This window comes from Salinivirga sp., from assembly GCF_035268865.1.
Taxonomy (GTDB): Bacteria; Bacteroidota; Bacteroidia; order Bacteroidales; family Salinivirgaceae; genus Salinivirga.
The window spans coordinates 1-22,889 of the sequence record NZ_DATFKB010000153.1; the positions used below are offsets into that span (position 1 = coordinate 1).

The 22,889-nt window shown below is 40.4% G+C and carries 20 protein-coding genes; 7 read left to right on the plus strand and 13 right to left on the minus strand.

Annotated features, from left to right (window positions below; all coding sequences use genetic code 11):
• Both VJ937_RS09000 and VJ937_RS09005 read right to left on the minus strand, forming a co-directional pair.
• Positions 1-2,188: TonB-dependent receptor (locus tag VJ937_RS09000; protein WP_324066565.1), on the minus strand; the 2,188-nt coding region annotated here is incomplete at its 3' end.
• A 221-nt stretch (positions 2,189-2,409) separates the two neighbouring features.
• A complete protein-coding gene (locus tag VJ937_RS09005) occupies positions 2,410-2,781 on the minus strand; it encodes a hypothetical protein (protein WP_324066566.1) in 372 nt (123 codons plus the stop codon).
• A gap of 173 nt (positions 2,782-2,954) precedes the next feature.
• Between VJ937_RS09005 and VJ937_RS09010 the strand changes: the two genes are divergently transcribed.
• Together VJ937_RS09010 and VJ937_RS09015 are read left to right on the plus strand one after the other, a co-directional pair.
• Positions 2,955-4,313, plus strand: coding sequence for a hypothetical protein (locus tag VJ937_RS09010; protein WP_324066567.1), 1,359 nt, complete (start codon positions 2,955-2,957; stop codon positions 4,311-4,313).
• A 9-nt stretch (positions 4,314-4,322) separates the two neighbouring features.
• Positions 4,323-5,675: an LPP20 family lipoprotein gene (locus VJ937_RS09015; RefSeq protein ID WP_324066568.1), complete on the plus strand. Its 1,353-nt coding sequence runs from the start codon at positions 4,323-4,325 to the stop codon at positions 5,673-5,675.
• 22 nt (positions 5,676-5,697) lie between these two features.
• Here VJ937_RS09015 and VJ937_RS09020 read toward each other — a convergent pair whose 3' ends face one another.
• The gene (locus VJ937_RS09020; RefSeq protein ID WP_324066569.1) at positions 5,698-6,243 is read right to left on the minus strand and encodes a DUF3267 domain-containing protein; all 546 of its coding nucleotides are present in this window, start codon (positions 6,241-6,243) and stop codon (positions 5,698-5,700) included.
• A 61-nt stretch (positions 6,244-6,304) separates the two neighbouring features.
• Entirely contained in the window at positions 6,305-6,817 is a 513-nt protein-coding gene (locus VJ937_RS09025; protein ID WP_324066570.1) for a ferritin-like domain-containing protein, read from the minus strand.
• Positions 6,818-7,052: 235 nt separating this feature from the next.
• Between VJ937_RS09025 and cysK the strand changes: the two genes are divergently transcribed.
• From cysK to epsC, 3 genes are all read left to right on the plus strand, one after another.
• The gene (gene cysK / locus VJ937_RS09030) at positions 7,053-7,976 is read left to right on the plus strand and encodes a cysteine synthase A (protein WP_324066571.1); all 924 of its coding nucleotides are present in this window, start codon (positions 7,053-7,055) and stop codon (positions 7,974-7,976) included.
• A gap of 198 nt (positions 7,977-8,174) precedes the next feature.
• Positions 8,175-8,597: a hypothetical protein gene (locus tag VJ937_RS09035; RefSeq protein WP_324066572.1), complete on the plus strand. Its 423-nt coding sequence runs from the start codon at positions 8,175-8,177 to the stop codon at positions 8,595-8,597.
• Positions 8,590-9,522, plus strand: a complete 933-nt coding sequence (gene epsC, locus VJ937_RS09040; RefSeq protein WP_324066573.1) for a serine O-acetyltransferase EpsC — start codon at positions 8,590-8,592, stop codon at positions 9,520-9,522. Before VJ937_RS09035 ends, epsC begins: the two co-directional genes overlap by 8 nt.
• Positions 9,523-9,560: 38 nt before the next feature.
• Here epsC and gatD read toward each other — a convergent pair whose 3' ends face one another.
• From gatD to VJ937_RS09055, 3 genes are all read right to left on the minus strand, one after another.
• Positions 9,561-10,946 carry a Glu-tRNA(Gln) amidotransferase subunit GatD gene (gene gatD / locus VJ937_RS09045; protein WP_324066574.1) on the minus strand — a complete coding sequence of 462 codons (1,386 nt, stop codon included), beginning with the start codon at positions 10,944-10,946 and terminating at the stop codon, positions 9,561-9,563.
• A gap of 5 nt (positions 10,947-10,951) precedes the next feature.
• Positions 10,952-12,925 (minus strand): Glu-tRNA(Gln) amidotransferase subunit GatE, encoded by a 1,974-nt coding sequence (gatE, locus tag VJ937_RS09050; protein ID WP_324066575.1) that lies wholly within the window; start codon positions 12,923-12,925, stop codon positions 10,952-10,954.
• Positions 12,926-13,607: 682 nt separating this feature from the next.
• Entirely contained in the window at positions 13,608-15,449 is a 1,842-nt protein-coding gene (locus VJ937_RS09055) for a YfbK domain-containing protein (RefSeq protein WP_324066576.1), read from the minus strand.
• Positions 15,450-15,573: 124 nt separating this feature from the next.
• On the opposite strand from VJ937_RS09055, the gene VJ937_RS09060 reads away from it, so the two are divergent.
• A complete protein-coding gene (locus VJ937_RS09060; RefSeq protein WP_324066577.1) occupies positions 15,574-16,161 on the plus strand; it encodes a sigma-70 family RNA polymerase sigma factor in 588 nt (195 codons plus the stop codon).
• Positions 16,154-17,248 (plus strand): hypothetical protein, encoded by a 1,095-nt coding sequence (locus VJ937_RS09065; RefSeq protein WP_324066578.1) that lies wholly within the window; start codon positions 16,154-16,156, stop codon positions 17,246-17,248. Before VJ937_RS09060 ends, VJ937_RS09065 begins: the two co-directional genes overlap by 8 nt.
• Positions 17,249-17,349: 101 nt before the next feature.
• On the opposite strand, the gene VJ937_RS09070 is transcribed toward VJ937_RS09065, so the two are convergent.
• The 6 genes from VJ937_RS09070 to VJ937_RS09095 form a co-directional block, all read right to left on the minus strand.
• Positions 17,350-17,850: a hypothetical protein gene (locus VJ937_RS09070; RefSeq protein WP_324066579.1), complete on the minus strand. Its 501-nt coding sequence runs from the start codon at positions 17,848-17,850 to the stop codon at positions 17,350-17,352.
• A gap of 6 nt (positions 17,851-17,856) precedes the next feature.
• Positions 17,857-18,165, minus strand: coding sequence for a TraR/DksA C4-type zinc finger protein (locus VJ937_RS09075; RefSeq protein ID WP_324066580.1), 309 nt, complete (start codon positions 18,163-18,165; stop codon positions 17,857-17,859).
• Between the two features lie 99 nt (positions 18,166-18,264).
• Positions 18,265-20,769 carry a TonB-dependent receptor gene (locus VJ937_RS09080; protein WP_324066581.1) on the minus strand — a complete coding sequence of 835 codons (2,505 nt, stop codon included), beginning with the start codon at positions 20,767-20,769 and terminating at the stop codon, positions 18,265-18,267.
• The gene (locus VJ937_RS09085) at positions 20,766-21,617 is read right to left on the minus strand and encodes a FecR family protein (RefSeq protein WP_324066582.1); all 852 of its coding nucleotides are present in this window, start codon (positions 21,615-21,617) and stop codon (positions 20,766-20,768) included. The genes VJ937_RS09080 and VJ937_RS09085 overlap by 4 nt, the downstream gene beginning before the upstream one ends.
• Positions 21,607-22,098 (minus strand): RNA polymerase sigma factor, encoded by a 492-nt coding sequence (locus VJ937_RS09090; RefSeq protein WP_324066583.1) that lies wholly within the window; start codon positions 22,096-22,098, stop codon positions 21,607-21,609. Before VJ937_RS09090 ends, VJ937_RS09085 begins: the two co-directional genes overlap by 11 nt.
• Before the next feature lie 151 nt (positions 22,099-22,249).
• A partial coding sequence (locus tag VJ937_RS09095) for a hypothetical protein (RefSeq protein WP_324066584.1) occupies positions 22,250-22,889 on the minus strand: 640 nt, incomplete at its 5' end.

Below are 22,889 nucleotides of genomic sequence, written 5' to 3' on the forward strand. Positions count from 1 at the left end.
TTACGTTGCGTCCCATGTTGTTTAGCCCCAGTGGTTTTAGGGTAGACAGGTGGTCGATGTATATTTCGTTAAACAGATTGTACACGTTTAGTGAAAAGTATATTTTTTGGTTGTTCCATTTTATACCACTGCTTAGTTTTGCATTAACCAAAAAGTAACCTTCCGTAGCGGTTTCAAACCTCGCCGGATTGTTTTGGTCCATGGCCAATACATTTTCAACTTTCAGCGAAGTTGGCAGTAAGGGGATGGGTAACTCGGGGTGAAATTGTAGTGCAAAGCGCCATTTATTCTGTGGTATGAATGGCAAATAGGTGCCATCATCTTGTTTACCCTCCAAATAGGCGTAAGAGCTTGTAATATCAAACCATCGCAATGGAGAGATTTCAAGATTTGCTTCACCACCGTACAGTGTTGCGTTAGCCTGATTATACTGGTAAATTCTTAAATCGTTTGCTATGGAGTCATTGGTCGGAGCCATGTAAATGTAATCATATATTTTATGATAAAACCCGGCGATATCTATCATAAGGAAATCGGTATGCCAGTGTGCGCTCAGGTCTCCTTCATAACTGCGTTGTGATTCCAGATTAGGGTTTCCCCGTTCAAAACGATTACCATGTACTCCGTTTTGAGTTAATTCTGCAATGTTGGGTGTGCGGTAACCTGAAGCCATATTCGCTCTAAGGAGCAATGTGGGCTTTGCCTGGTATGTAGCGCCCAGGGAGGCACTATAGTCGCCAAATTCTGATTTAACAGACGGTTTATTGGGCTCTGCTTGTGTTTCAATATAGCGGTAATCAAAACGGGCCCCGGCTTGTACCTTAAGCTTTTTAAAAAAAGTATATCTGATCAGCCCCAATGCAGCCAGGTCATTCACATCTGCGTCAGGAATAACATGGTTTGGTGCGTCGCCATTACGATTTGTTTTTAAGGCTCCCTGAACCCCCAAAATATAGTCTGATTTTTCTGAAGAGGGAAAATGCGTTTTAATATCATATGAAAATGTATTCAATTGCATGTCCACCATTTTCTTTTTGGGGGTAGTGGAATCGGTTTGCAATCTGCGATTATTCATTTGCAGAGCTGTGTTCATATCCACTTTATAATTACCTGCGAAAATTGTGTTTTTACTTGAAATTAGGTGATTGGTGAGGTCCTGATACCAAAATTCATTTGCTCGTCCGTTTGAATTTACCAGGTCTTGCGCTGCTGGAACACTCATGCCTAATTTAGGCGCATTGTAGTCGTAATATAACTTGAATAGACCAAGATTATTGTTGAAACCCACACCGGTCTTCAAGCTTTGCTCATTAAACCGGGTGTTGTAAATTCTGTTGTTGTTTCCATCGGTATAATCTGTATGGCTTTTTTGTCCGGCACGCACCATCCAGAAGTATTTTTTCTCACTACCCTTGATCCCCACATTAGATACAATACCCGAGGTGTTGCTGTGAAATTGCGTGTTAAAATCTGCCTGAATACGGTTTATTGGCGCTGGCTTTTCTTTTAATACATTGATAACGCCTCCCACAGCATCTGATCCGTATAAGATTGACGCAGGGCCTTTTATAATTTCGATCCTGTCTGTTCCGAATTCATCTGCCAGGAAGGGGTGGTTCTCAGAAAACTGAAAATTTTCCAGTTTTACACCATTATTGAGCATCAATATGTTGGTTCTGGATAAGCCTCTAATGACCGGTTTAGTTACGCCAGGTCCTTTTGAGATCATTTCCACACCGGGTATTTGCGTGATTGTTTCTGTAAAACTTGGAGTGGCTCCTGTTTCAAGTTTTTTAGCTTTGATCAGTTCTATTTTAATTGCATTTTGATGTTGCGTAGAGTGTGTTCCTCCTGAAATTACCACCTCATCTGCTTTGATTACTGTGGGCTGCATAGCTATGTCAATTTTTTTGTTGCCCTCATTCGTTGTAATCGTTTTCATCTGGGTTTTATAACCCACAAAAGAAAATTGTACCTTGACTTTTCCCGCAGGAAGATCCTTAAGTGTAAAAAATCCATCCTCATTGCTTTGAGTGCCTTTGTTCAATTCTGGTAAAAATACATTAACCATCGATAACGGTGTGCCGCTTTCACGATCGATTATGGTTCCACTAATATTTGTTTGTGCGCATACAGGAATGGATATAAGCAATAGCGCAAATATCAATAATAGACTATTAATTTTCATATGTTTATATTTTTGATTTTAGTGGTCATATGGAGCTCGCCATGATGAATCAAATTTCCGTCACACAAGGCTTTCAGTTTTATTATAATCATACTCGTGTGTGTTCCGCCAGCCGGCGGATCATGGCTCGGTTCATTTTTAATAATTTTTTGTGTCCAATAAAAGATTAAGCAGCATATAGCCACTTAAAAAAGTTAGTAAGAAGAGTTTTGGGGAATAGTTTAAACACAAAATGGAGGGGCGCGCAAATGGAAAAGCTTACCCTTAAAATGGGTAGATTTTTTTTGTTCAGATAATACAAAATAAATGTTGGGTGTGAAAATATTGGTCGTATACTCTGTAATAATTTGAATATCAAAAACAGCAATTTCATATTCTACAACAGGACAATCTGCTTCGTACTCCTCAAAATTATTTTTTGAAGGAGTGTCATTTTCTGAAGAGCACTCATGATTATGAGCATGATGATGGTGGGTTTGAGTTATGGTAAAGGGAGCATGATGTTTCAGTATGTGTACAAAACGGTAGCTCCCCGGCATGATGAATACCAGAAGCAGTGTAATGGAGAGTAAGTATTGAAATCTTTTTACCATTTTATAGGATAATTACTTATAACTTCTGATATCCTGAAATGTTTAAAGTTCTTATGAACTTTTCGTTCTGTTTCATGGATTTATATTGTAGTTTGGTAAATAGATGGCTTTAGCCAACTTGTTCCTTTTTTGAAATTAGTATATTTATCCCCCAATTCATAAATATCACAAAAATGCGATTATCCATATTGTTTTTATCATTGGTAATGTTGACAGGTTGTGCAGCACATCGATATGCTAAAAAAGCTGAAAAATTTGATGAAGCCGGTTTATATAAAGATGCTGCAGAGTTTTATTATGAGTCGGTAAAACGAAAACGTACCAAAGTAGAGACCAAGCTTGGGTTGCAAAAAAATGGACAATTAGTGTTAAACGATTTGTTGACTGAGTTTGAAAAAGACTATCAACAAAATGAAACACAGGAAGCCGTTTATAGCTATGAAGCCGCCAAAAATTACCATGATAAGGTAGCTGGAGTTGGAGTTGATCTGACTTTTCCTGACCGCTATCATGCCTATTACGATGAAGTTAAAAATACCTTTATTGCCGATAAATATATAGAAGCTTCTGAACACCTTGATCGGGAGGAGTTCGATAAGGCTGCAACAATTTTTAAAGAAATTGTACGAATTTCGCCAAACTATAAAGATGCACGCCGTAAACTAGAAACAGCAGTTTATGAACCACATTACCGTAAAGCCAATAACTACTTTGATGAGGGTCAGTATCGTTCCGCCTACTATCTTTTTGAGCAAATTGCACAAGAGACCGGCGGATATAAAGATGCTACCAATTTACAACAGGAAGCAAGAGAAAAAGGCACAATCGATATATTGATTCCCGCCATAGAAGTTAGTGGTGCTACAAGAAGGACAAATCCTGTTTCTCTGTCTGAAATTACCAATGCCATTGCTGAACAGCAAAATCCTTTTATCAATATTGTTGATAAATCGGCTTTCAGCCAAAATAAAATTAAAAATCGTGACGGATCTTATAATTTGAAAGCACTCAACCTGGCCGGTGTAGAGGCTGTTTTGCATGTGCAGATAAATGATGTAAAAAAAATTGAAGGTAAAACACATGTGAAAACCGAGCGTGGTTATATCAAAGAAGTACATGTATATAAAGATGATGAAGGGGTTGAACATAAAAAGGAAACTTTTAGCAAAACTACCTATAAAGTCTACAATAAAACTAACAGTGCCTCTGTACGGATGTCCTATAAAATGTTGTCTACAGCTACAGCAAGCCTTATGATTACAGACGACCTTAAGGATACGCGCACTGATGCTGTAGAATTTGGCCGCTATCAGGGAGATCTGAAGAAATTGGTACCCGGATATTGGAAATCGCGTAAATATGATAGTGATGAAGATGTTATACATGACAATACATACCGTATCAGGCAGTTAAGAAGATTAATGAATGCTTCAGATAAGATTACCAAAGTAAGTTACCTGCTTGAATCTGCTGCTGATAATGTTGTAGCAAGACTGGCTTCTGCAGTTAATAATTACAATCCCGAAAATTAAATCAGCTATATGAAAAAATTGGTTTCAATAATTTCGCTATTTGGTTTGGCTATAGTATTTGTTTTCAGTTCTTGTGGTACAAGCAAAAAAACCACAGATGAGAATCCTGCTCCAGGGTGGGTTAAACAAAAACCTATAGTTCCCGGACATTACGTTGGTGTTGGTACAGTAATGAAAATAGGAATTGCCCCTGAATATAGTGCAAAAGCACGTAACCGGGCCCTGAACGATTTGGCATCAAGTATTTCATCTACTGTGAGTTCTACCTCTGTGCTACACAAAATTGAAAATTCGTATGGCGGAACTGAGGCTTTTAACCAGCAGATAAAGGTTGAAACTGATGAATATTTAGAAGGTTTTGAACCTTCAGATATTTATGAAACTGAAAACCGTTATTGGGTTTTTTATCAAATTGATAAGGAAACCTATCGAAAGCGGAAAGCAGAGCGGAAACGAAAAACCGTGCAAACTGCCCTCGACAAACAAAAAGAAGCTGCGAGATATGAAGCGGAAGGTAATGTGCTGGGAGCTCTGAAAGCCTATATTCAGTCAATAGCCATTCTTAAACAGTATCTCGGAGAATCCTGTATGGCGGAGGTAAATGGGCAACAGACTGAACTGGGTAGTTATTTGCTGGCAAAAATTGAGAAAATTCGTAGTAACATACAAATAAAAGCAGCTCATAAGCAATTAGTAGTTAAACGGCATAAAATAGATGAGCAACCGGTGGAATTTAAAGTTAGCTACGATGGTAAAATGCTTGGAGGTATACCGGTGGAATTTCATTATACCGGTGGTTATTTAAAGCGCGATGTGGTTTATGCTTCAAAAAGTGCACGTGTTGCCTGTTTTATAGCTTCATCGTCGCCAAAAACCCAAAAGAATGTACTCACAGCACAATTGCACTGGCCCAAAATGGTTCAGAATGCTACTACAGATATGAGTATAAGGCGCTTGCTGGCACCGATGTCCATGCCTCAAACTAAAGTTAAGATTAAAACGCTTTCGCCGGTTGTGGCTTTAAGCATGAAAAAAACCAATGCAGATTTCTACCGTCAATTTAAAGAATTGTTGCAGGAGCAAAGTTTTGATTTTACAGAAAAACCTAAAACAGCTGATTTTGTGATTGAAATGGATTATGGTTTTACACCTGGAGACCAGGCCGGTGGATTTACCTCAGTTTATTGCGAAGGTAGTTTGAAACTTAAAAGTGCAGGCGGTGATTTACTCGATCAGAAATTAGCATCAGCACAACGTGGTGTGGGCGAAAATAAGCAACTGGCCCGCAAAAATGCAAAGGATGCTTTGTTCGACGATGTGTTTCGCCGGTATCTTCCCGATTTAATCGGGCAAATTGAATAAAACTTTTCTCTAAGCGGGTTAATTATTTTTTATCTAACACAACGAAGCCCAGTTTGTCCGGATGGTCGGCCACCCATTCGGTCTGTTCAACCTTGCGTAGCATCCAGGCGCCCAGGATGTCGCCGGCTGCTGCCCAGGTGAAGAAAATTCCGAAAAGCAGCAAATACGGATTGCCAGTGGCTATTCCTGTTAAACCGGGAATGATGCCCATTAAAATTAATGGCATAATAGCACCCAGCAGGTAATGTGATTTTTTGAGGGGCTCCTTACAATGACAATAAGGTGTGAGCAGTGTCCATTTCATGCCGAATTTGATTGAACGCCAACCTTTGGAAGCATAAATGGCCCATGTAATACCATGTATCAATTCATGTATTATGGTGCCCAGAATAAGGGCGGGGATAAATTTTATCAGAATATTGTCCAGACTATCGGCTAATGTGGCAAGAGGCCATAACATAAGGTAAGGGGTTGCAAATATTGCGGCTACAGGGATTGTAATGATAAGCGCAAATAAGTTAGCCCTGGCAATGGAAGTTGTGTAAACTTTGGTTTTTTTGTTGGTCATAGGGTTTAAAACAAATGGCACTGCCATGCAGAATTTACAAGGCAGCACCAGTCTTGTTTTATTACATCCTCAGTTTTTTCCAGTTCTCTTTCATGATGTCAATGTCACCCATCCAGTCTTCGATTTCCTGCTCGTGTTCAACTTCCTCGTCGAGAATCTGAGTAACGATGTTATAGGTCGTATGGTCTTTGCCATAAGTCATGTTGGACAGCTCCTGGTAGCGCTTAATGGCACAGCGTTCTGCATCCAGATTTTGTTCAAGGATTTTTTCTACGTATGGATCTTCGGGTGGCATATATTCACACTTGCTCAATTTCATCCACTCAGCCGGGCTCAAAACCGGAGTTCCGCCCAGTTGATCAATACGGTTGGCCAGCATATCGGCGTGATTTAATTCCTGGTCAGCGTGCACCTGCAATTCAGGTTCAATATCCGTACGCATTGGCCCTTCAATTACGCGGCTGCCAATCCAGTACTGGTAATAAGCCAACCACTCTTCGGCCAGGGCTTCATTGAGTTTGTTGATCAGGTCATCTACATCAAGATTTAGTATTTCTTTACCATGCTTTCCCATTTGTCTTCTATTTTTATGGTTAATAATTTAAGTAAAAGTAAATTTATAGACTTTATATTAAGTGGGACGGTCTATTATACTTTATGTTTGGATTATGGCCTAATTTGAAGTTAGTCCAAATTAATCTTGAATTCATATGGTGTGTATTTTTGCTAACAGAAATTATAGCTGTTTAATATATAGAACATGCTTAACAATTTTACTTTTTTCCTGTTTCCCTTATAAAGTATAGCTTATGCATATTTCAAAAGATATTACCGGGTTAATTGGTAAAACACCCTTATTACAGGTTAAATCACCAGAGAACCATGAAGGATTGATGCTTGCCAAAATGGAATCTATGAATCCCGGTGGCTCGGTCAAAGATCGGCTGGCCTGGGCCATGATCCGGCATGGAGAAGAAAAGGGACTGATTGAGCACGATACGGTGATTATAGAACCCACCAGTGGCAATACGGGTATTGGTCTGGCCATGGTTTGCGCAGCACGCAATTATCGGCTCATTGTAACCATGCCCGAGAGTGTTACCGTGGAGCGCCGCAACTTAATCAAAGCCTACGGAGCTGAGGTGGTGCTAACTTCCCCGGATAAGGGTATGCGTGGTTCCATCGACAAAGCTATAGAATTGCAGAAACGGCATGAAAAAAGCTATATTCCTTATCAATTTAAAAACGAAGCGAATGCCCAAATGCACCGCGAAACAACCGGTCCGGAAATCTGGGAGGATACAGATCAACAGGTTGATATTTTTGTGGCCGGAGTAGGTACCGGCGGCACTGTGACGGGTGTGGGAGAATTCCTGAAAAAGCAAAATCCCGATGTGCAAATTATCGCAGTGGAGCCAGAAGCGTCACCAGTTCTGTCGGGCGGGGAGCCCGGGAAACACGGAATTCAGGGGATCGGCGCCGGTTTTGTGCCCGAGGTGTTGAACCGTGAAGTGATTGATGAGGTTTTTAAAGTTACAGACGATGCAGCCTTTGAGGCAGCCAAAAAATTGGTAAGTGATTACGGAATTTTTGCCGGAATATCTTCGGGAGCTATATACCATGCTGCTGTTGAAGTAGCCCGTAGGCCTGAAAACCAGGCTAAAAATGTTGTTTTTATCGTGTGTGATACCGGAGAACGTTATTTAAGTTCACCTTTGTATGCTGCTGATTAATTGTTTTATTCGCTTGTGGTTATAAACAGTGACTGCAAGAAAACCCTTGTTTTTAGAAGTCTTTGATAAGAAAACTTTGAGAACAAGGCTTGTGAATATTTATTATTAGGAGTTTACATTCGTAAATGACTGATGATAAATATGAGCGCAACACAGTTATCGGAGTTTTCTTGCGAAGACTAATTAAAAGCTTATAAAATGGAACAAAGAGATTATCTGAAAGATCAAATTGATCAAATGGGTAAGGCATTGGCCAAAATTTTGAGCGATTTGATGGGCCTGAAAACTAAAAATGAACCACAAAGCGCTTTAGTAGAGACAAATCAGCAGCTAAAAACCCAGGTTGACCTTGATTTAGATAAACTTATGAGGGTAACTGCTGATGAGCGGCAAGCATTTTTGGATCGGGAAAGCTTTAATGCTGCTAATCTTGAAACACTGGCTGAAATCTTGAAAGAAATGGGTACAAATGCAGTAGCAAAGGATGCGAATTATGTGACTGAGTATTTTAAGGTAGCACTTGAATTGTTGAATTTGGCCGATCAGAAGTCCGAAGCCATTTCACTTGAACGTATCCAGAAAAAACAGACGCTTGAAAAATTAATTGAACAATATGCCTGAATTTTATAGAAATCAAAATAGAAAATTGGTGCAGGAAACCATAGAAGCACTATCATCAGAATCCTCTTACGAGTTGGTTTATATGCCAAAGCACGGGCGTACCATGCCATCGGTTAAAATTTTAGGCGATTTGGTTGACAAGCTACGCGAGGTGATTTTTCCCGGTTACTTTGGAAATGCTTCACTCAGGCCTGAGACGTATGAGTATCATATTGGAGTGAACACCGATGCGGCATATCGCATGTTGGCCGATCAAATACGAAAAGGTATGTGTTTTAGTTGCACCCAGGGCAAAAGTCAGAGTTGTGAAGAATGCGAAAATAAGGCGCCCCAAATGGCCGCAGCGTTTATTTCGCGGTTGCCCGAAATAAGGCGATTACTGGCTACCGATGTGCAGGCACTTTACAAAGGCGACCCAGCAGCCAAAAACGCCGGAGAAATTATTTTTAGCTATCCAGCCATTCGAGCCATGACCAATCATCGAATAGCACATGAACTCCGCTTATTGGAGGTTCCGGTAATTCCGCGTATCATTGCTGAGATGGCCCATTCCGAAACCGGAATCGATATTCATCCCGGGGCGCAAATCGGTGAAGGTTTTGCCATTGACCATGGAACTGGTGTAGTAATTGGAGAAACCAGCATTATTGGTAAAAATGTAAAATTGTACCAGGGCGTTACGTTAGGAGCAAAAAGCTTCCCCCAGGAGGAAGACGGCACACTTGTAAAAGGTATTCCGCGGCACCCCATTGTGGATGATGATGTGGTGATTTATTCCAATGCATCAGTACTCGGTCGCATCACCATCGGAAAAGGTTCCGTAATTGGTGGCAATGTTTGGGTAACCCGCGATTTGGCCCCCAACTCACGGGTGCTTCAACGTAAAGCCACCGCTACCATGTTTGAAAATGGGGCGGGGATATAAGTTATCCGATTTAGGGTTCAAGTTTTTTTAAGGCACGTTTACTTCCTCACCTTCTGCACAAACTCTTCCACTTCTGGCACGCCACCCTGATACACCAAATATCCGTTGTAAGGCTCACGCTCGGTGATTTCGTCGTTGATAGGTGTAAGCATGAGTTCCTTAACCTTTTCCGGGTCATCGGTTTGTCCCAGGGCCCAGCCCAGTTTGATGAAAGCCACTTCAGGAAGCATGTTGCCTGCAGGGATAATGCCCCGTGCCATCATATCGCGGCCGGTATCGTAAACAAACATGTGTACATAGCCCCAAATGGTTTGTAAGGTCATGTACATGTGCACACCTTTTTTATGTGCCCGTTCAATTGCCGGATAAAGCTCTTTGTTCACGTGCCCAAGTCCTGTGCCCACAATTACTATCCCTTTGTAGCCGGCATCAACCAGTGCGTCAATTGTGTCGGGTTTCATGCCGGGGTAGTAATACAGCATGGTAACCTTATCGCTGAAGTAAGGTAGAATTTTCACGTTACGGTCCTTACGGCGTGGTTTGTAATCTTTGTGGATATGCTCTATTCCGGTTCGTCTGACCATAGCCAGGGGTGTGTGTCCAATGGTTCGGAATGTGGAGCGGTATGAAGAGTGCATTTTTCGCACGCGGGTGCCCTTATGCAACAAGCCATAATCGTCTGAAGTGGGACCAAACATGGAAACCATCACCTCTGCAATGTCGCCGTGCCCGGCTGCATACATGGCGTGCATGAGGTTCAGTGCAGCATCGGAGCTTGGGCGGTCCGATGAACGCTGCGAACCCACCAGTACGATAGGCACGGGTGGATTTTGCACCATGAAAGTCAATGCTGCTGCTGTATGATGAAGCGTGTCGGTTCCGTGACCAATTACAATACCATCAATACCTTTCTCAATTTCTTTGCCGATGGCTTTGGCCAGGGCAATGTACTGCGCCGGACCCATATTTTCGCTGAATACGGCAAAAACTTTTTCGGTTTCCAGGTTGCAAATATCGGCCAGTTCGGGTACAGCCCCATACAATTCGCCCGGCGAAAATGCGGGAATTACTGCACCGGTTCTGTAATCAAGGCGTGAGGCAATGGTGCCGCCAGTACCAAATAATTTTACACCGGGTAACCCTTTTGAATATGGGAATTCCTGTTCTGGAATGGCATAGTTGGCTTTACTGTAACCAACCTCTTTCATGGTATTGATGGTTTTAATATCGATGCCAATGTTGTAGCCGGTGGCAATTTTCATGACAATGTGTTCATCATCCTGATGTTCGGCGCGTGGAAGCACGGTTCCTTCAAAGTTCCCACGCGTTGTTTCCATTTTGGCTTTTCCCCAAACGCGTACGTTATATTTTTGTAATATGGCTAATGCTTTTCCTGTATAGCCCTGAAATATATCATTATCCATGTCAATTATTTTTTACTGTTGAGTTCTTTTTTTAGGATGGCATAATCAAGATTTCCCATTGCACGGTGGCGCAGTTCGCCCATGATCCAGTTGTTTTCAGCATCATGATTTGTTTTTCGACCTATTTCACGGAATTTTTCACGTAAAAAGTCCACCGGTGCGATAATCTCTTCCTTGCCATGTGGTTTATAGCGGATATCTGTTAGCACGGATTCAAATTCCATTTGCGGCTGTTCATAAATCATCGGCAGCATGGGATACAATATGTTTTTCTCCAGTTTGCGTTCGCGTATAAATTTGAACATACCGTAAACTATGTGGTAGTCGAAGTTTCGTCCCTGTTTGTAATGTCCCTCTACATATTTTAAGTACTGACCAAAGAATGTCCCTGTAAATTTGGGATCGAAATGGAGTTCTTTTATAACCCTTTCGATGTGTGGAAAGAGGTTTTTACTCAGGATATAGGTGTATGTATCCTCTGGTATTTCCCATTTTTTTAATTGTTTGTATCGGTCTATGATATCTTTTGGTAAGCGCTTTCGAAGTTTTTCAATATAATCATCGGGCAATGGAATGGGTGCCGAATCAGTATCGGGATACATGCGGTCGGCACCGGGGAGCACCCGCTCAAAAATGGTTGTGCCATCTTCAAAAGACTTGCGCGTTTCTTTTGGAACTCCTTCAAAAGCCATTTGGCAACGTTCCTGAATGGTTTCCAGGGCTGTTTTAATGTCATCTTCGGGCCCACGGAAAATTAGCATGGCATCTTTTTCGTCTGCTTTGAGCGTTTTTCTCATCTCATCCCAGAATTTTTCATCGAATGTAGGTTGCAATTCCTCTGTATGAAACATATTCGGATGCTCCAGACATGCCACTACTTTAAGCCTGCCCGAAAGTTCATCGGCAAACATTTTTCCGGGCTGCGTGAAGTGAGAGAGTATGCTCTGAAAATCAGGTAATTTTACCAGTACCAGTTTTTCATTTTGCTGGAGATGATCTTTTTTGAATTTTTCTGAGATGCTGAGTTTGTCAATATTCAGTATTTTATGGCTTATTGCCCACTTCTCCGGATCAATTTTACGGGATTTAAGTTCGTCGCGAATGGCTAAAAGAGCCCATTGGCGGAAAGCTTCATTGTGGGTGAGCTCAGGGATCCATTTTGTGTGCGATACTCCTTTAATCTCTACCCGTGTTCCTCCTTTACAGCTTACGTTCACATCTTGTCGGCCCGCACCGGGGCCAGTAAGCACTTTTCCGGTGCTGCGGTTTAAGAAACGAATATAATCACAAGCTTCTTTCACTTCGTTGGGGTTTACCATGTCGGGGTAAGTTACCGTTTCGATTAATGGCATTCCAAGACGGTCTGTTTTGTATATCCGGTTGTGACCAACATCTGATATCTCGCGGCACGAATCCTCTTCAATACTTAGTTGAATGAGCCTTACGGTTTTGTTTTTTAATTCGATGGTGCCTTCTACACCTAAAATAGCTGTACGCTGAAAACCCGTTGGGATACTTCCATCAAGATATTGTTTGCGTGTAATATGGACTTCGCCAACTACATTGAGTTTCGATAGCAAAGAAATTTCCAGGGCAATTTCCAGGGCTTCTTTATCCATCAAAAATGGTGGCGTATCGTCGACTTCATACGTACAGGCATTTTCATTGTTGATCCGATAAAATATATTTTTTCGTGTCTTGAATTCCATCAGCGCCGTGCCGTCATATTCCCCTAATTCACTTAAAGTTGGGCGCATGTGACGAATTAATTCGGCATCGTAATTATCGTCATCGTGGTAAATACCTGCCGGACAGCGACAAAAAAGTTTGTATTTTGTTTTAAGTTGCTGATGCACTTCCAAACCCGACATGAAACCAATTCGGTCATAGGTTTTTTGGTCGGATTTTTTACGGGGTTGATAGCCAATTTTTTTCCGGGTAGCTTTATAATTGGCTTTGGGATCGAAAGTATCTTTCATTGTTTAGAGGTTTATAAGATAGGTAGCATTTATGGCTAATTGATTGCAGTAAAAGCGCTACCTTCATTCTAAATGCCCTTAAATGTAATCAACACTTTTACAATTGCCAAATGTGGAGATGGTTTTTGTTTAAGGATGTTTGCCCGGACCCATGCTTATAAATAGAGGGAAGGCAAGTAATTTTCTTAGTTCCTCTCTGCACAATTTGCTAAGGATAAAACTTACCCGGTCATTCATGGCGTGGAATTCAACAACTCGAAATACTTGTAAGCTTCAGCCGAAAAAAGCCCCGACACGGGGTCAGGGAACAACCACGGGTGTTACAAAGTTTTCTGGAAAACCCCATCATACTAGGTCATCGTGTGAATAACCAATTACAAAACGGTAAAATTTGAAAATTGACAAAAATTAAAAATTAAATGAACAACTCATCCGATGACTAAGGTAAATGAACAGTTTTAAAGACAAATGACGCTTATAGTTTTTTTCTTACTCTCTTCTCGTCTGTTTAACTTAATTCAAGTTAATAAATTCAGAACAAACTTAGGTTGACGCGCATTCGGTTTTACGTTTGTACCGGAAAAACCCGGCGTGTCTCTAATACACACCGGGTCTGAAAAAACAGAAGCCCGACTCCCAGCCAGACTTCCATTGTGATATTGCTACTCTTTATCATAAAATTCTACAAATGTTCTGATAGTTTCATAAGGCGAATCAACTCACTGCGGTAGCCCTCTTTATCCTGACCTTTTGCTGACTGGGCTATTTGAATTACATCAGATGTGGTTAATTCTCCTTTGTATTTGGAGTCTCGCAACAGCATACCAAAACCAGCCACTGCAGCTGAAAATCTAAAATTATCCGAGCTTCTGTCAAACCGTTTTTTATGGTAGGCAATAACCTCTTCCATTAAAATGCTTTTAGCTCCATCTGGTTTTTTATAGCGAAATTTTACAGTAGCTACTTCACTTCCTTCTTTAGCCAAAGCATTAATCTGGGCGGTTTGGTATTTCAGGGTATTGATTTGTGATGATGCGTTCCCGGCTGGCACAATTTCATACAGGGCTGTTACGGTATGTCCGGCGCCGAGCTCTCCGGCATCTTTCTTGTCATCTTCAAAGTCTTCATCGTTGAGCAAGCGGTTTTCATAACCAATAAGTCGATAAGATTCAACCACTGCGGGGTTGAATTCGATTTGGATTTTCACATCTTTGGCAATGGTGAAAAGTGTACCGCCAAATTCGTTAACCAGCACTTTTTTTGCTTCCAAAATATTGTCGATGTAGGAGTAGTTGCCATTACCTTTGTCAGCGATTATTTCCATTTTTGAGTCCTGGTAATTGCCCATTCCGAATCCTAATACGGAGATGAAAATGCCTTTGTCTCGTTTTTTCATAATGAGGCGTTCCATTTCAGCGTCGCTCGAAACACCCACATTAAAATCTCCATCAGTGGCCAGAATAATACGGTTGTTTCCCCTTCTGATGAAATTGTCTGCAGCTACTTCATAAGCCAGTTTTAATCCGGCAGCGCCTGCTGTAGAGCCTCCTGCACGTAATTTGTTTAACGACTGCAGAATTTTTTCTTTCTGGTCGCCTGAAGTGGAAGGCAACACCAAACCAGAGCTGCCTGCATAAACCACAATGGCTACACGGTCATCTTCATCAAGCTGCTTCACGAGGAGTTTAAAGGCTTTTTTCAATAATGGTAATTTATTTGGTGAGTTCATTGAACCTGATACATCCAGCAAAAACACGATGTTTGACGGTGGCAGGTCTTCCATATCAAGCTTTTTCCCCTGCAGGCCAATGTGCAACAACATGTTTTCCTTGTTCCAGGGGCAGGTATTCACTTCCTGGTAAATGGCAAACGGATCTTTTCCATCGGGTTCTGGATAGTCGTAACTGAAATAGTTGATCATCTCCTCAATGCGCACCGCATCAACTGGTGGTTTGCGGCCATTATTCAGAAACCTGCGCATATTGCTGTACGATGCAGCATCCACATCAATGGAAAAAGTAGAGAGCGGATCTTTAATGGATTTTTTGAAATCATTTTCAATGACGGTAGCATAACCTTCTCTGTTATATGGCTCTGAAGGCATGCGATAATTAGCCGCTCCAGTAACAGTAGTTTGTGCAGCACTCAACTTTTTGTTTCTTGAAATTGTAGGTTCTGTAAAAGCTAAATGGTCATCAAGTTCTGCTTCCTCCACCTGTTTTTCTTTCGTAATTACAGGCATCAGGCGGACGTTAATGATATTGCGTCCGCTGACTTTTTCTTCATGAGGCTGCATACCTGAAGTGCGGAAAACCAGTATGGCCGTGCCAGGAACATTAATGTTATAGCGTCCTTTTTGGTCTGTTACGGCATAATTCATCACATTCGATTTCATGGAAACATTTACACCCTGAACAGGATTCCCGGTTGCTTTGGATGTAACAATTCCGCTAACCTTTATTGCATTAAGGTTGCCTGCAAGCAGCATTGCTGCAATGATCATTATCAAATGAATATTTTTCATAACTTTAAGATTTAAATGAAACATTCGGTTTTGTATTTAGGATGCATTCTGATATTTAATTCCATAAAACCGGGTAACTTTTTTTTAATTAAAATCATTATGTGTTGATTACCAGGGTGTAAAAATGGTCAATTCAAGGCGAAAAAATAAAATAACCGACGATCAGGAGTTGTTGCAAGCTTATTTGCAAAATGGCGACCTTGAGTATTTGGCAGATCTTTACAACCGATATGTGCATTTGGTATATGGTGTATGTCTGAAATATTTTCGACAGCGTGAGGAAAGTCAGGATGCTGTAACAGAAATTTTTGAATCCCTCATTGAAAAAGTACGGCAGCAAACCATCGTAAATTTTAAAAGCTGGCTTTACGTGGTTACAAAAAATCATTGCCTGATGGCAATGCGGAAAGCCAAAACTAAACAAAAACAACAAGCGGATTTTTTTGCGGAAGAATTTATGGAATCCACAAGTATTTCGCATCCTATTGATGAAGCACCCAATGAGCAAATAGAAACCAAACTCCGGGAGTGCATTGAGAAACTTAAAAATGAACAACAATTGTGCATTGAATTGTTTTATTTTAGAAAGCAATGTTACCGTGAAATTGCTGAACAATTAACCATTGAAGAGAAAAAGGTAAAAAGCTACATACAAAATGGCAAACGCAATCTGAAGATATGTCTTGAACAAAAGGACGTGAAACATGGGTAAAAGAAAACTCTCATATAACCATTTTAAAAAGTATTTTGGCAATCGTCAAAAACCGGAAGAACGTCATGCTTTTGAGCGGGATATGATGCGGGATGCTTTTGATGAGGAGGCTTTTGACGGCCTGTCGCAATTGAGTTCTGAAGAGCTGGAGGCGGACATTGAAAAACTAAAAATGCGCATTGACCAGCGATCCCAAAAACGATCGAGAACCATTCCGCTTTGGCTTAGTTATGCGGCCGGAGTTGCCATTTTAGCAGGTGTTGGGTCTGTCACTTTTTTTATGCTTAATGAGGAGCTGAAACATGATATTGCATATAGTGAGCCCTTAAACGAAAAAATTGCAATGAGTGACACTTCACCGGAAGAAGAACCCAAAAAAATTGAGGAGGAATCTGCTACACCCAGCGAGAAAGGAGCTCAAACAACAGCAGAGGCGGGGGGCTTAGGTGCAAAAGGAACAGTTGAGACAGCATCTCAAAGCAAAGAAAAACAGGACGATCGAATGCTGGAAATGACTGAATTTGTAGCAGATGATGAAATGCTTACCGAAGAACTTGATATAGCTGCAGAAGAAGAAATTAAAAAGGAGGATCAAACGGAGAAAGCCACAGAATCGCTTTCAGAAATGGCATTTGCAGAAGCTCAGCCTAAAGTTAAAGCAGAAACAACCTCAACAGAGCAGGCCGAATTATCTGGAAACAATGTAGCATCTTCTTCGGGTACTGTAGATGCCCTTGCTGGTGTTGCGACTGAAGAAAAAACAACTTCGCGTGCTAAACGGGGAAAAGCTAAGCTTACAGATCATGTTGCGCAGCCTCCCGATTCAATGACGCTGAAGAGTTATAAAAAGGAACTGGCAAAACGAATTCTGGAGCACTCCATTACAAATCAAAACTTTGATCTTACGTTGTTCATCGATACAACTGGAAAAGTTTATCGGGTTGAAACGAAAGCGGATTTAGTTGATGATCAAAAAATAAAAATGAGGAACCTGATTGATGATTTGGGCCCATGGCGACCAGCCATAAAAAAAGGGGACAAGGTCCCCTCTAAAGTTCATATTGAAATTATGTTTGATATAGAGTAAATCAGCTTATTGTGTTTTTTGCCTAACGGTTAAATATAGGGCAGTTATAAATCTACAATTGTTTAAATCCTCACCATAATTACACAAGGTTCTAAAACTAATTACTTTATTTTTTTGAAAGGCTTATAAACTGTCAGGTAAAGTAAAAACAGCATCATAGAGAACTGCAAAGGGCCAAAAATCATTTGCATTAGCTGTATGTGTTGATACTTGTTGCTGTTGATTGCTTCCATGCCCATCTCCTGTACCATTGTGACTGATTCGTTTGTCCAGGGACCTAGTGCTACAGTCCCAAATACTGCCATAGCTATGGTAAGTACCAGTTTAATTGCCACCCACCAATGCTTAAAAAAGCCCCAGGGTGTTTTCCATGAAAGTATAATTCCGGTAAGTAATACGCCATTGGCTGAACCGATGATAACAAAATCGTCAATCAGCTTAATTGCTGTGTTATAGGCCAATAACTGGTATCCGTTGGTGGGGTGCTTTAAAAAAATAAGAATGAGCATTGAAAGTGCACCACCAACCCATAGTGAAGAAAAAGTTGCATGTAAAAATACAAAAAACCGTCGAGTAGATTTTTTAAAGTCTTTTCTGCTCATAGATAATTACCTGGCACATTTCACGCAATGTACACTTTCGGGTTTAATAAGCAGACGGCCAAGTGGTATTTCCTGCCCGCATTTTACACATTTTCCAAAATCTTTGCTATCCAGGTTCTTTTTTACATACTCCAGTTTTCTCAGTTTCTCCTCTGCATTCCGTAAAGCAGATTCATTCACGCTGCGGTTATTAATAGCATCCATGCGTGATACCCGACCAATAGCATTATCAGGCGACACGGGTTGTGTCATTTCTTTGTAATCGGCAATGAGTTGCTCGGTTTTAGCAATTTCCTCATTGATTTTTTGTTTCATTTCATCGTGGTTCATAATTCAAAAATAGCAAATTATCAGGCATTACAAAACAAGAAGTTAGTGTTTTCAGGACAAATTACACTGTAAAAAATTGTTTTGCTAAAAGCCTAGTTTGATGTAGATTGTGGGAGTAAAAGGTACCGATTGCTCATAAATGCTAATTGAGGTAGTCTGGCTTGCAGGTACGCGTTCTAAATTGTTATACAGTAAGTTTTCACGGTCAAAAATATTTAAAACAGAGATGCCCGCTTCACCATAAAATTTGCTAAAATTAAATTTATAGGTAAGTGCCACATCAAACCGGTGGTAAGGTGTGCGTGTTATTTCTATTGGCTGTTGGTTATAGTCAGGAACGGGGAATCCGGAACCATATACATAATTGGCAGAGAAATAAAACGGGTCAAAATTCAGTAAGGTTGCCAGTTTAATTTCATGCCGCTGATCTTGCGGGGCAAAACGATATTCGCTGTCAGGAAAATGGTCAAAAAGCTCTTCGGTTTTACTCCATGTGTATGAAAGCCAGGCAGTATGTCCTTTGAAGTTTTGTTTTACATATACGTCAAAACCATAACTGCGTCCCTGTCCTTTAAATATTCCATCTGTTTCTGTTTGGCTGAAGTTCACATAACGGGTCATCCCTTTGGTTTTTTTGTAATAAGGCGATAAAGCTGCCTGTGTATTAGCCCTTTCAAATGTTAATGATGCGGTAAGGTGTTTGCCCCTCAATACCGGGTACGTTGAATCATTGGCCAAAGTCCACATGTATCGATAGTTTCCACTTTGATCCTGTACAGAGCTTTTACTCAGGTATTGATTATAGAGCCCCGAGGCAAGACTGAAATTTATATGTTCGCCAAATTTGTAACTGATTGAAAGTCGCGGTTGTGTAAAGTTTTTATTCAGGTAAGGTAAATATGAAAATCGTAAACCCGGCAATAATGTAAATCGTCCCAAATTTATTTGATCCTGAAGAATTATTGTAGCATAAGCTCCTACAATATTTTGACTTATGGATTGCACCCCGGAAGAATCTTCTTTCCAAATTGAGCGGTTGGCTGTATACTTAAAAGCGCCTTCAATCTGATGGTTTTTGTTAATGGCTTTTCGAGCAGATAATTCTGCTGTAGTTTCTTTTGTCTTATTTATGGCCTCAATCAACTCTTGTTTTATAAGATTTCCATTATTGTTGTTAATGATTTCTTGCTCATTATTGAATTTTGAATTAAGTGCTGAATAGGTTAAGGTAAGTTTTAAGTTTAAGCCGTTATAAAAATCTTTACCCATAACAAATGAAGCTCCTTGTTGTATGTTGGTTTCAGAGGTTTCTCGTAAAAGCTGAAATCTTTGGTTAAAGGCTTCATCTATACTATATGAAAAATTATCCTGTCCGGTTAGCAAGCTTGTACGAAAATGAAAACCATTATCGTTTCTGAAAGTGTATTTAAGATTTAAATCTCTGAAAACATAATCTGGTATTACAGTTATACCGGATTCAGATGTCTGGCCTCTTCTTTTATAAGGATCGAGGTTTTTATTGTCATATAAATCGTGGTAAGTGTGTCTGAATGCGAGTAAAAATGCACCTCTTTCTCCAATCGGAGTTTGCAGCATTGAGTTTACGGTATAATTATTCAGACTCACATCCGCCCCCAATTTAATCTTGTTCCCATCTATGCCTGTTATGTCGGCAATGCCTCCTACGCAGTCGCCATATGAAGCATCGAACCCGGCTTTTAAGACTTTTATATTTTTGACAACATAGGGGTTTACAGCTGATATATTGTCGTTGAAATTTTTAAGTCCAAACAGCAAAAAATCATCGAATAAGATTCGGCTTTGGCCTTCATAAGCTCCCCAAATGATCAGGTTGTCGGAAGACTCGGCTGCGGCTAGTATTCCGGATTGCAATCGCAGCAGATTAAAGACCGAATTGTCGCTGCTACCCGGTAAAAATTTCGTCACTTTATGGTTTAAATGTAAAATCCCGGCGCGTGATTCTGTGTAAACAAATGTTTCTAGTAAGCGGTCGGTAATTACAATTTCTTTGAGCGATTCTACCGCTGGCACCATGGTTATTTTATAGTTTCTACCCGGCGCCAGGGTGGTATCAATTCGGTAATAACCCAGTTGTGAGATGCTTAAATTAAATACAGTATCGGTTGACCGGAAAGTGAAATATCCGTCAGCATCAGAAATGGTGCCTTGCCCATTGATTACAATATTGGAATAGGGTAGGGACTCAAGCGTTTTTCGTTCCTGTATTTGTCCGCTTATAAGTCGCGATTTGTTTTGGGGCAGGGGGTTTGGTTTTTCAGGTGCCGGAAATATTATCCACACATCGCCCGATTTTTCGAAATCCAGAGGAAGGTCTTTTGTAATAAAAGTTAATGCTTCTTCAGGATTTTTGAAGGTTTTATTTAACGTAATTCGGAATTTTCGGAGAGCTGCATCATCAAAAGAAAATGACATATTATAACCATCCCTGAGTTGAATCAATACTTCACTGAGGGGCTGCTCTGTTGCCTCGATGCTTATTTTCTGTGCGTCTAAACGCGCACTAAGCAGAATAAAAAGCAACAAAAATGCTATAATTCGATCATTCAATTTTCGCTTTTTGTTATCCTGTATGTTTTTGTGTCTGTTTTTTCTATTTCAAGCCCAAATGGACGGGCGATTAATCGTAATATGCTTTCCGGGTTACTACCTCTTTTAAAATTTCCGGTATATGTGCCATTTATAGCCTCAGCCACTTTAATTTGCAAGTTAAACTGGCGCTCCATTTCTTTAAAAACGTCTTTTATAGGCACTGCAGTAAACACAAAGCAGTTTTTGGTCCATGAGATGGCATGTTTTGCTCCACCCTTTTCAATGTATTTGAGGTTGCCTTCATTGGATACAATCACTGCCTGATCAGGCTTTAGAATTTGTTTCTGTCCGGTATTATCTTTTACCTCCACCTGACCTGAAATACACTGTACCCGGTATTGCTTGTTGCGGGCAAAGATATTAAAACGAGTTCCGAGCACTGTAGTGGTTCCCATTTCAGAGTTGACAGCAAAATTACTTCCTTTACGTACATCAAAAAAGGCCTCTCCTTCAAGTTCTACTAACCTGGCAAACCGCCACCAATAAGGATAATAAGAAATTTGGGTTTGAGCATTGAGGTGAACCCTGCTGCTGTCTGGCAGTAATTTAGATAAATGTTGGCCTTTCGGTGCATACAGGGTGACACTATAAAAACGCATGAAGGAGGTTAAACCCAGAAGGACGATAACCATAGCAGCCACCGACCAGTAAATTAACATTTTTCGTGTTTTGCCCGATTGCTTAATCTCCGGTTTTTGTTGGTTCATCATGGCATCCCACACATCATCTTTTGAGCGTGAATATGGAATATTGGTATGCTCAAAAAATTGTGAATGCCTGTCGCTATGCTGGTTCTTATTGCTCATGGATTAGTTGCTTATCTAAATATTCAAGTGCTTTTGATATGCGTTTTTCTACTGCTTTTACACTAATGTTGAGGGTTGATGCAATTTCCTGGTATTTTAATCCGTCGTTCCGGCTCATTAAAAATACAACTCTTTGCTTTTCATTCATGGCAGATAGAGCCTGTTCGTATTTGGCTTTTAGTTCATTATAGGAGATCTGATCATCTGTGGCCATGTTGCTGTTTTTTTGAACTGCTGAAGCAGCAAATTTTATTGCTGTTTTTTGTTTTCGGTAATTGCTTACGAATATATCCCCAGCAATTTTATAACACAGCGCTTTCTCTTTTCCTGATTCCGGATCTAATTGTTTTTCCCATATCCGCATAAAAGTGTCTTGTGCAATATCAGTAGCCAGTTCAGGATCTCCAGACCGGTAAAAAATATAGTTTCTTACCTGCTCAAAATATAGGTCAAAGAGCTGCTTAAATTGATTCTGGTTCAAAGTCTGGCATTTATTAGGTTCACACAGGTAAATTTACAATTTACTTTTTACAGGATCAAAATGTTTCTAAATAACGCTCAGTAGGGCTTTTAGAAAAAAACAGATTTCATTAAACTGACATGATGCCTACTGAACGTTATAAAATCAGGTTTTATTTTTGTTGGTTCATAGTTCCGGAGCCGTTCCTGTGACGGATTCTGTTCTGGTTCTGATGCCTGAAGCGATTACCTATAGTGATTTGGTGCGTTTCTCCGTCTATTGTAATTGTAGCAATATCATCGCAGGTACCATCACCATAATCGAGTTCTGCAAAAAGTTCACCATCAATACTGAATTCTACTGTACCTTCTATGATAAATCTGCAATCGCCAACTTTGGTCAATGGACTCACAATGTCTTTTCTAAAGGTAGTAGAATCTGTTGTTTCATAATTTACAAATCCTGTAATCAGGATTAAATCGTCAGAAGGGTCAAAAATGGTTTCAAAACCTTCAACCAGACTTCTTGTTCGCTCTCCATGTCGTATTAGCTGAGTTTCGTCAGCAAATGTCAATATTAGGTCGCTTACATTCGAGAAAATATGTTCAGTGCTGTCTGTTCCGGTAAATGTTCTGGTGGCCTGGCCGGCTATGTTAACCGAATCGATATAAAAATCGGTGTATGTTATCACACGGGTAGCTCCATTTGTAAGGGGCGGGGCTGAAACCTCAATCGTAATAATTCCACTTATTATGCGTCCGTTATTCAATTCCACTCCATCGCCATAATCTATGGTGATTGTTTTTGGAAAC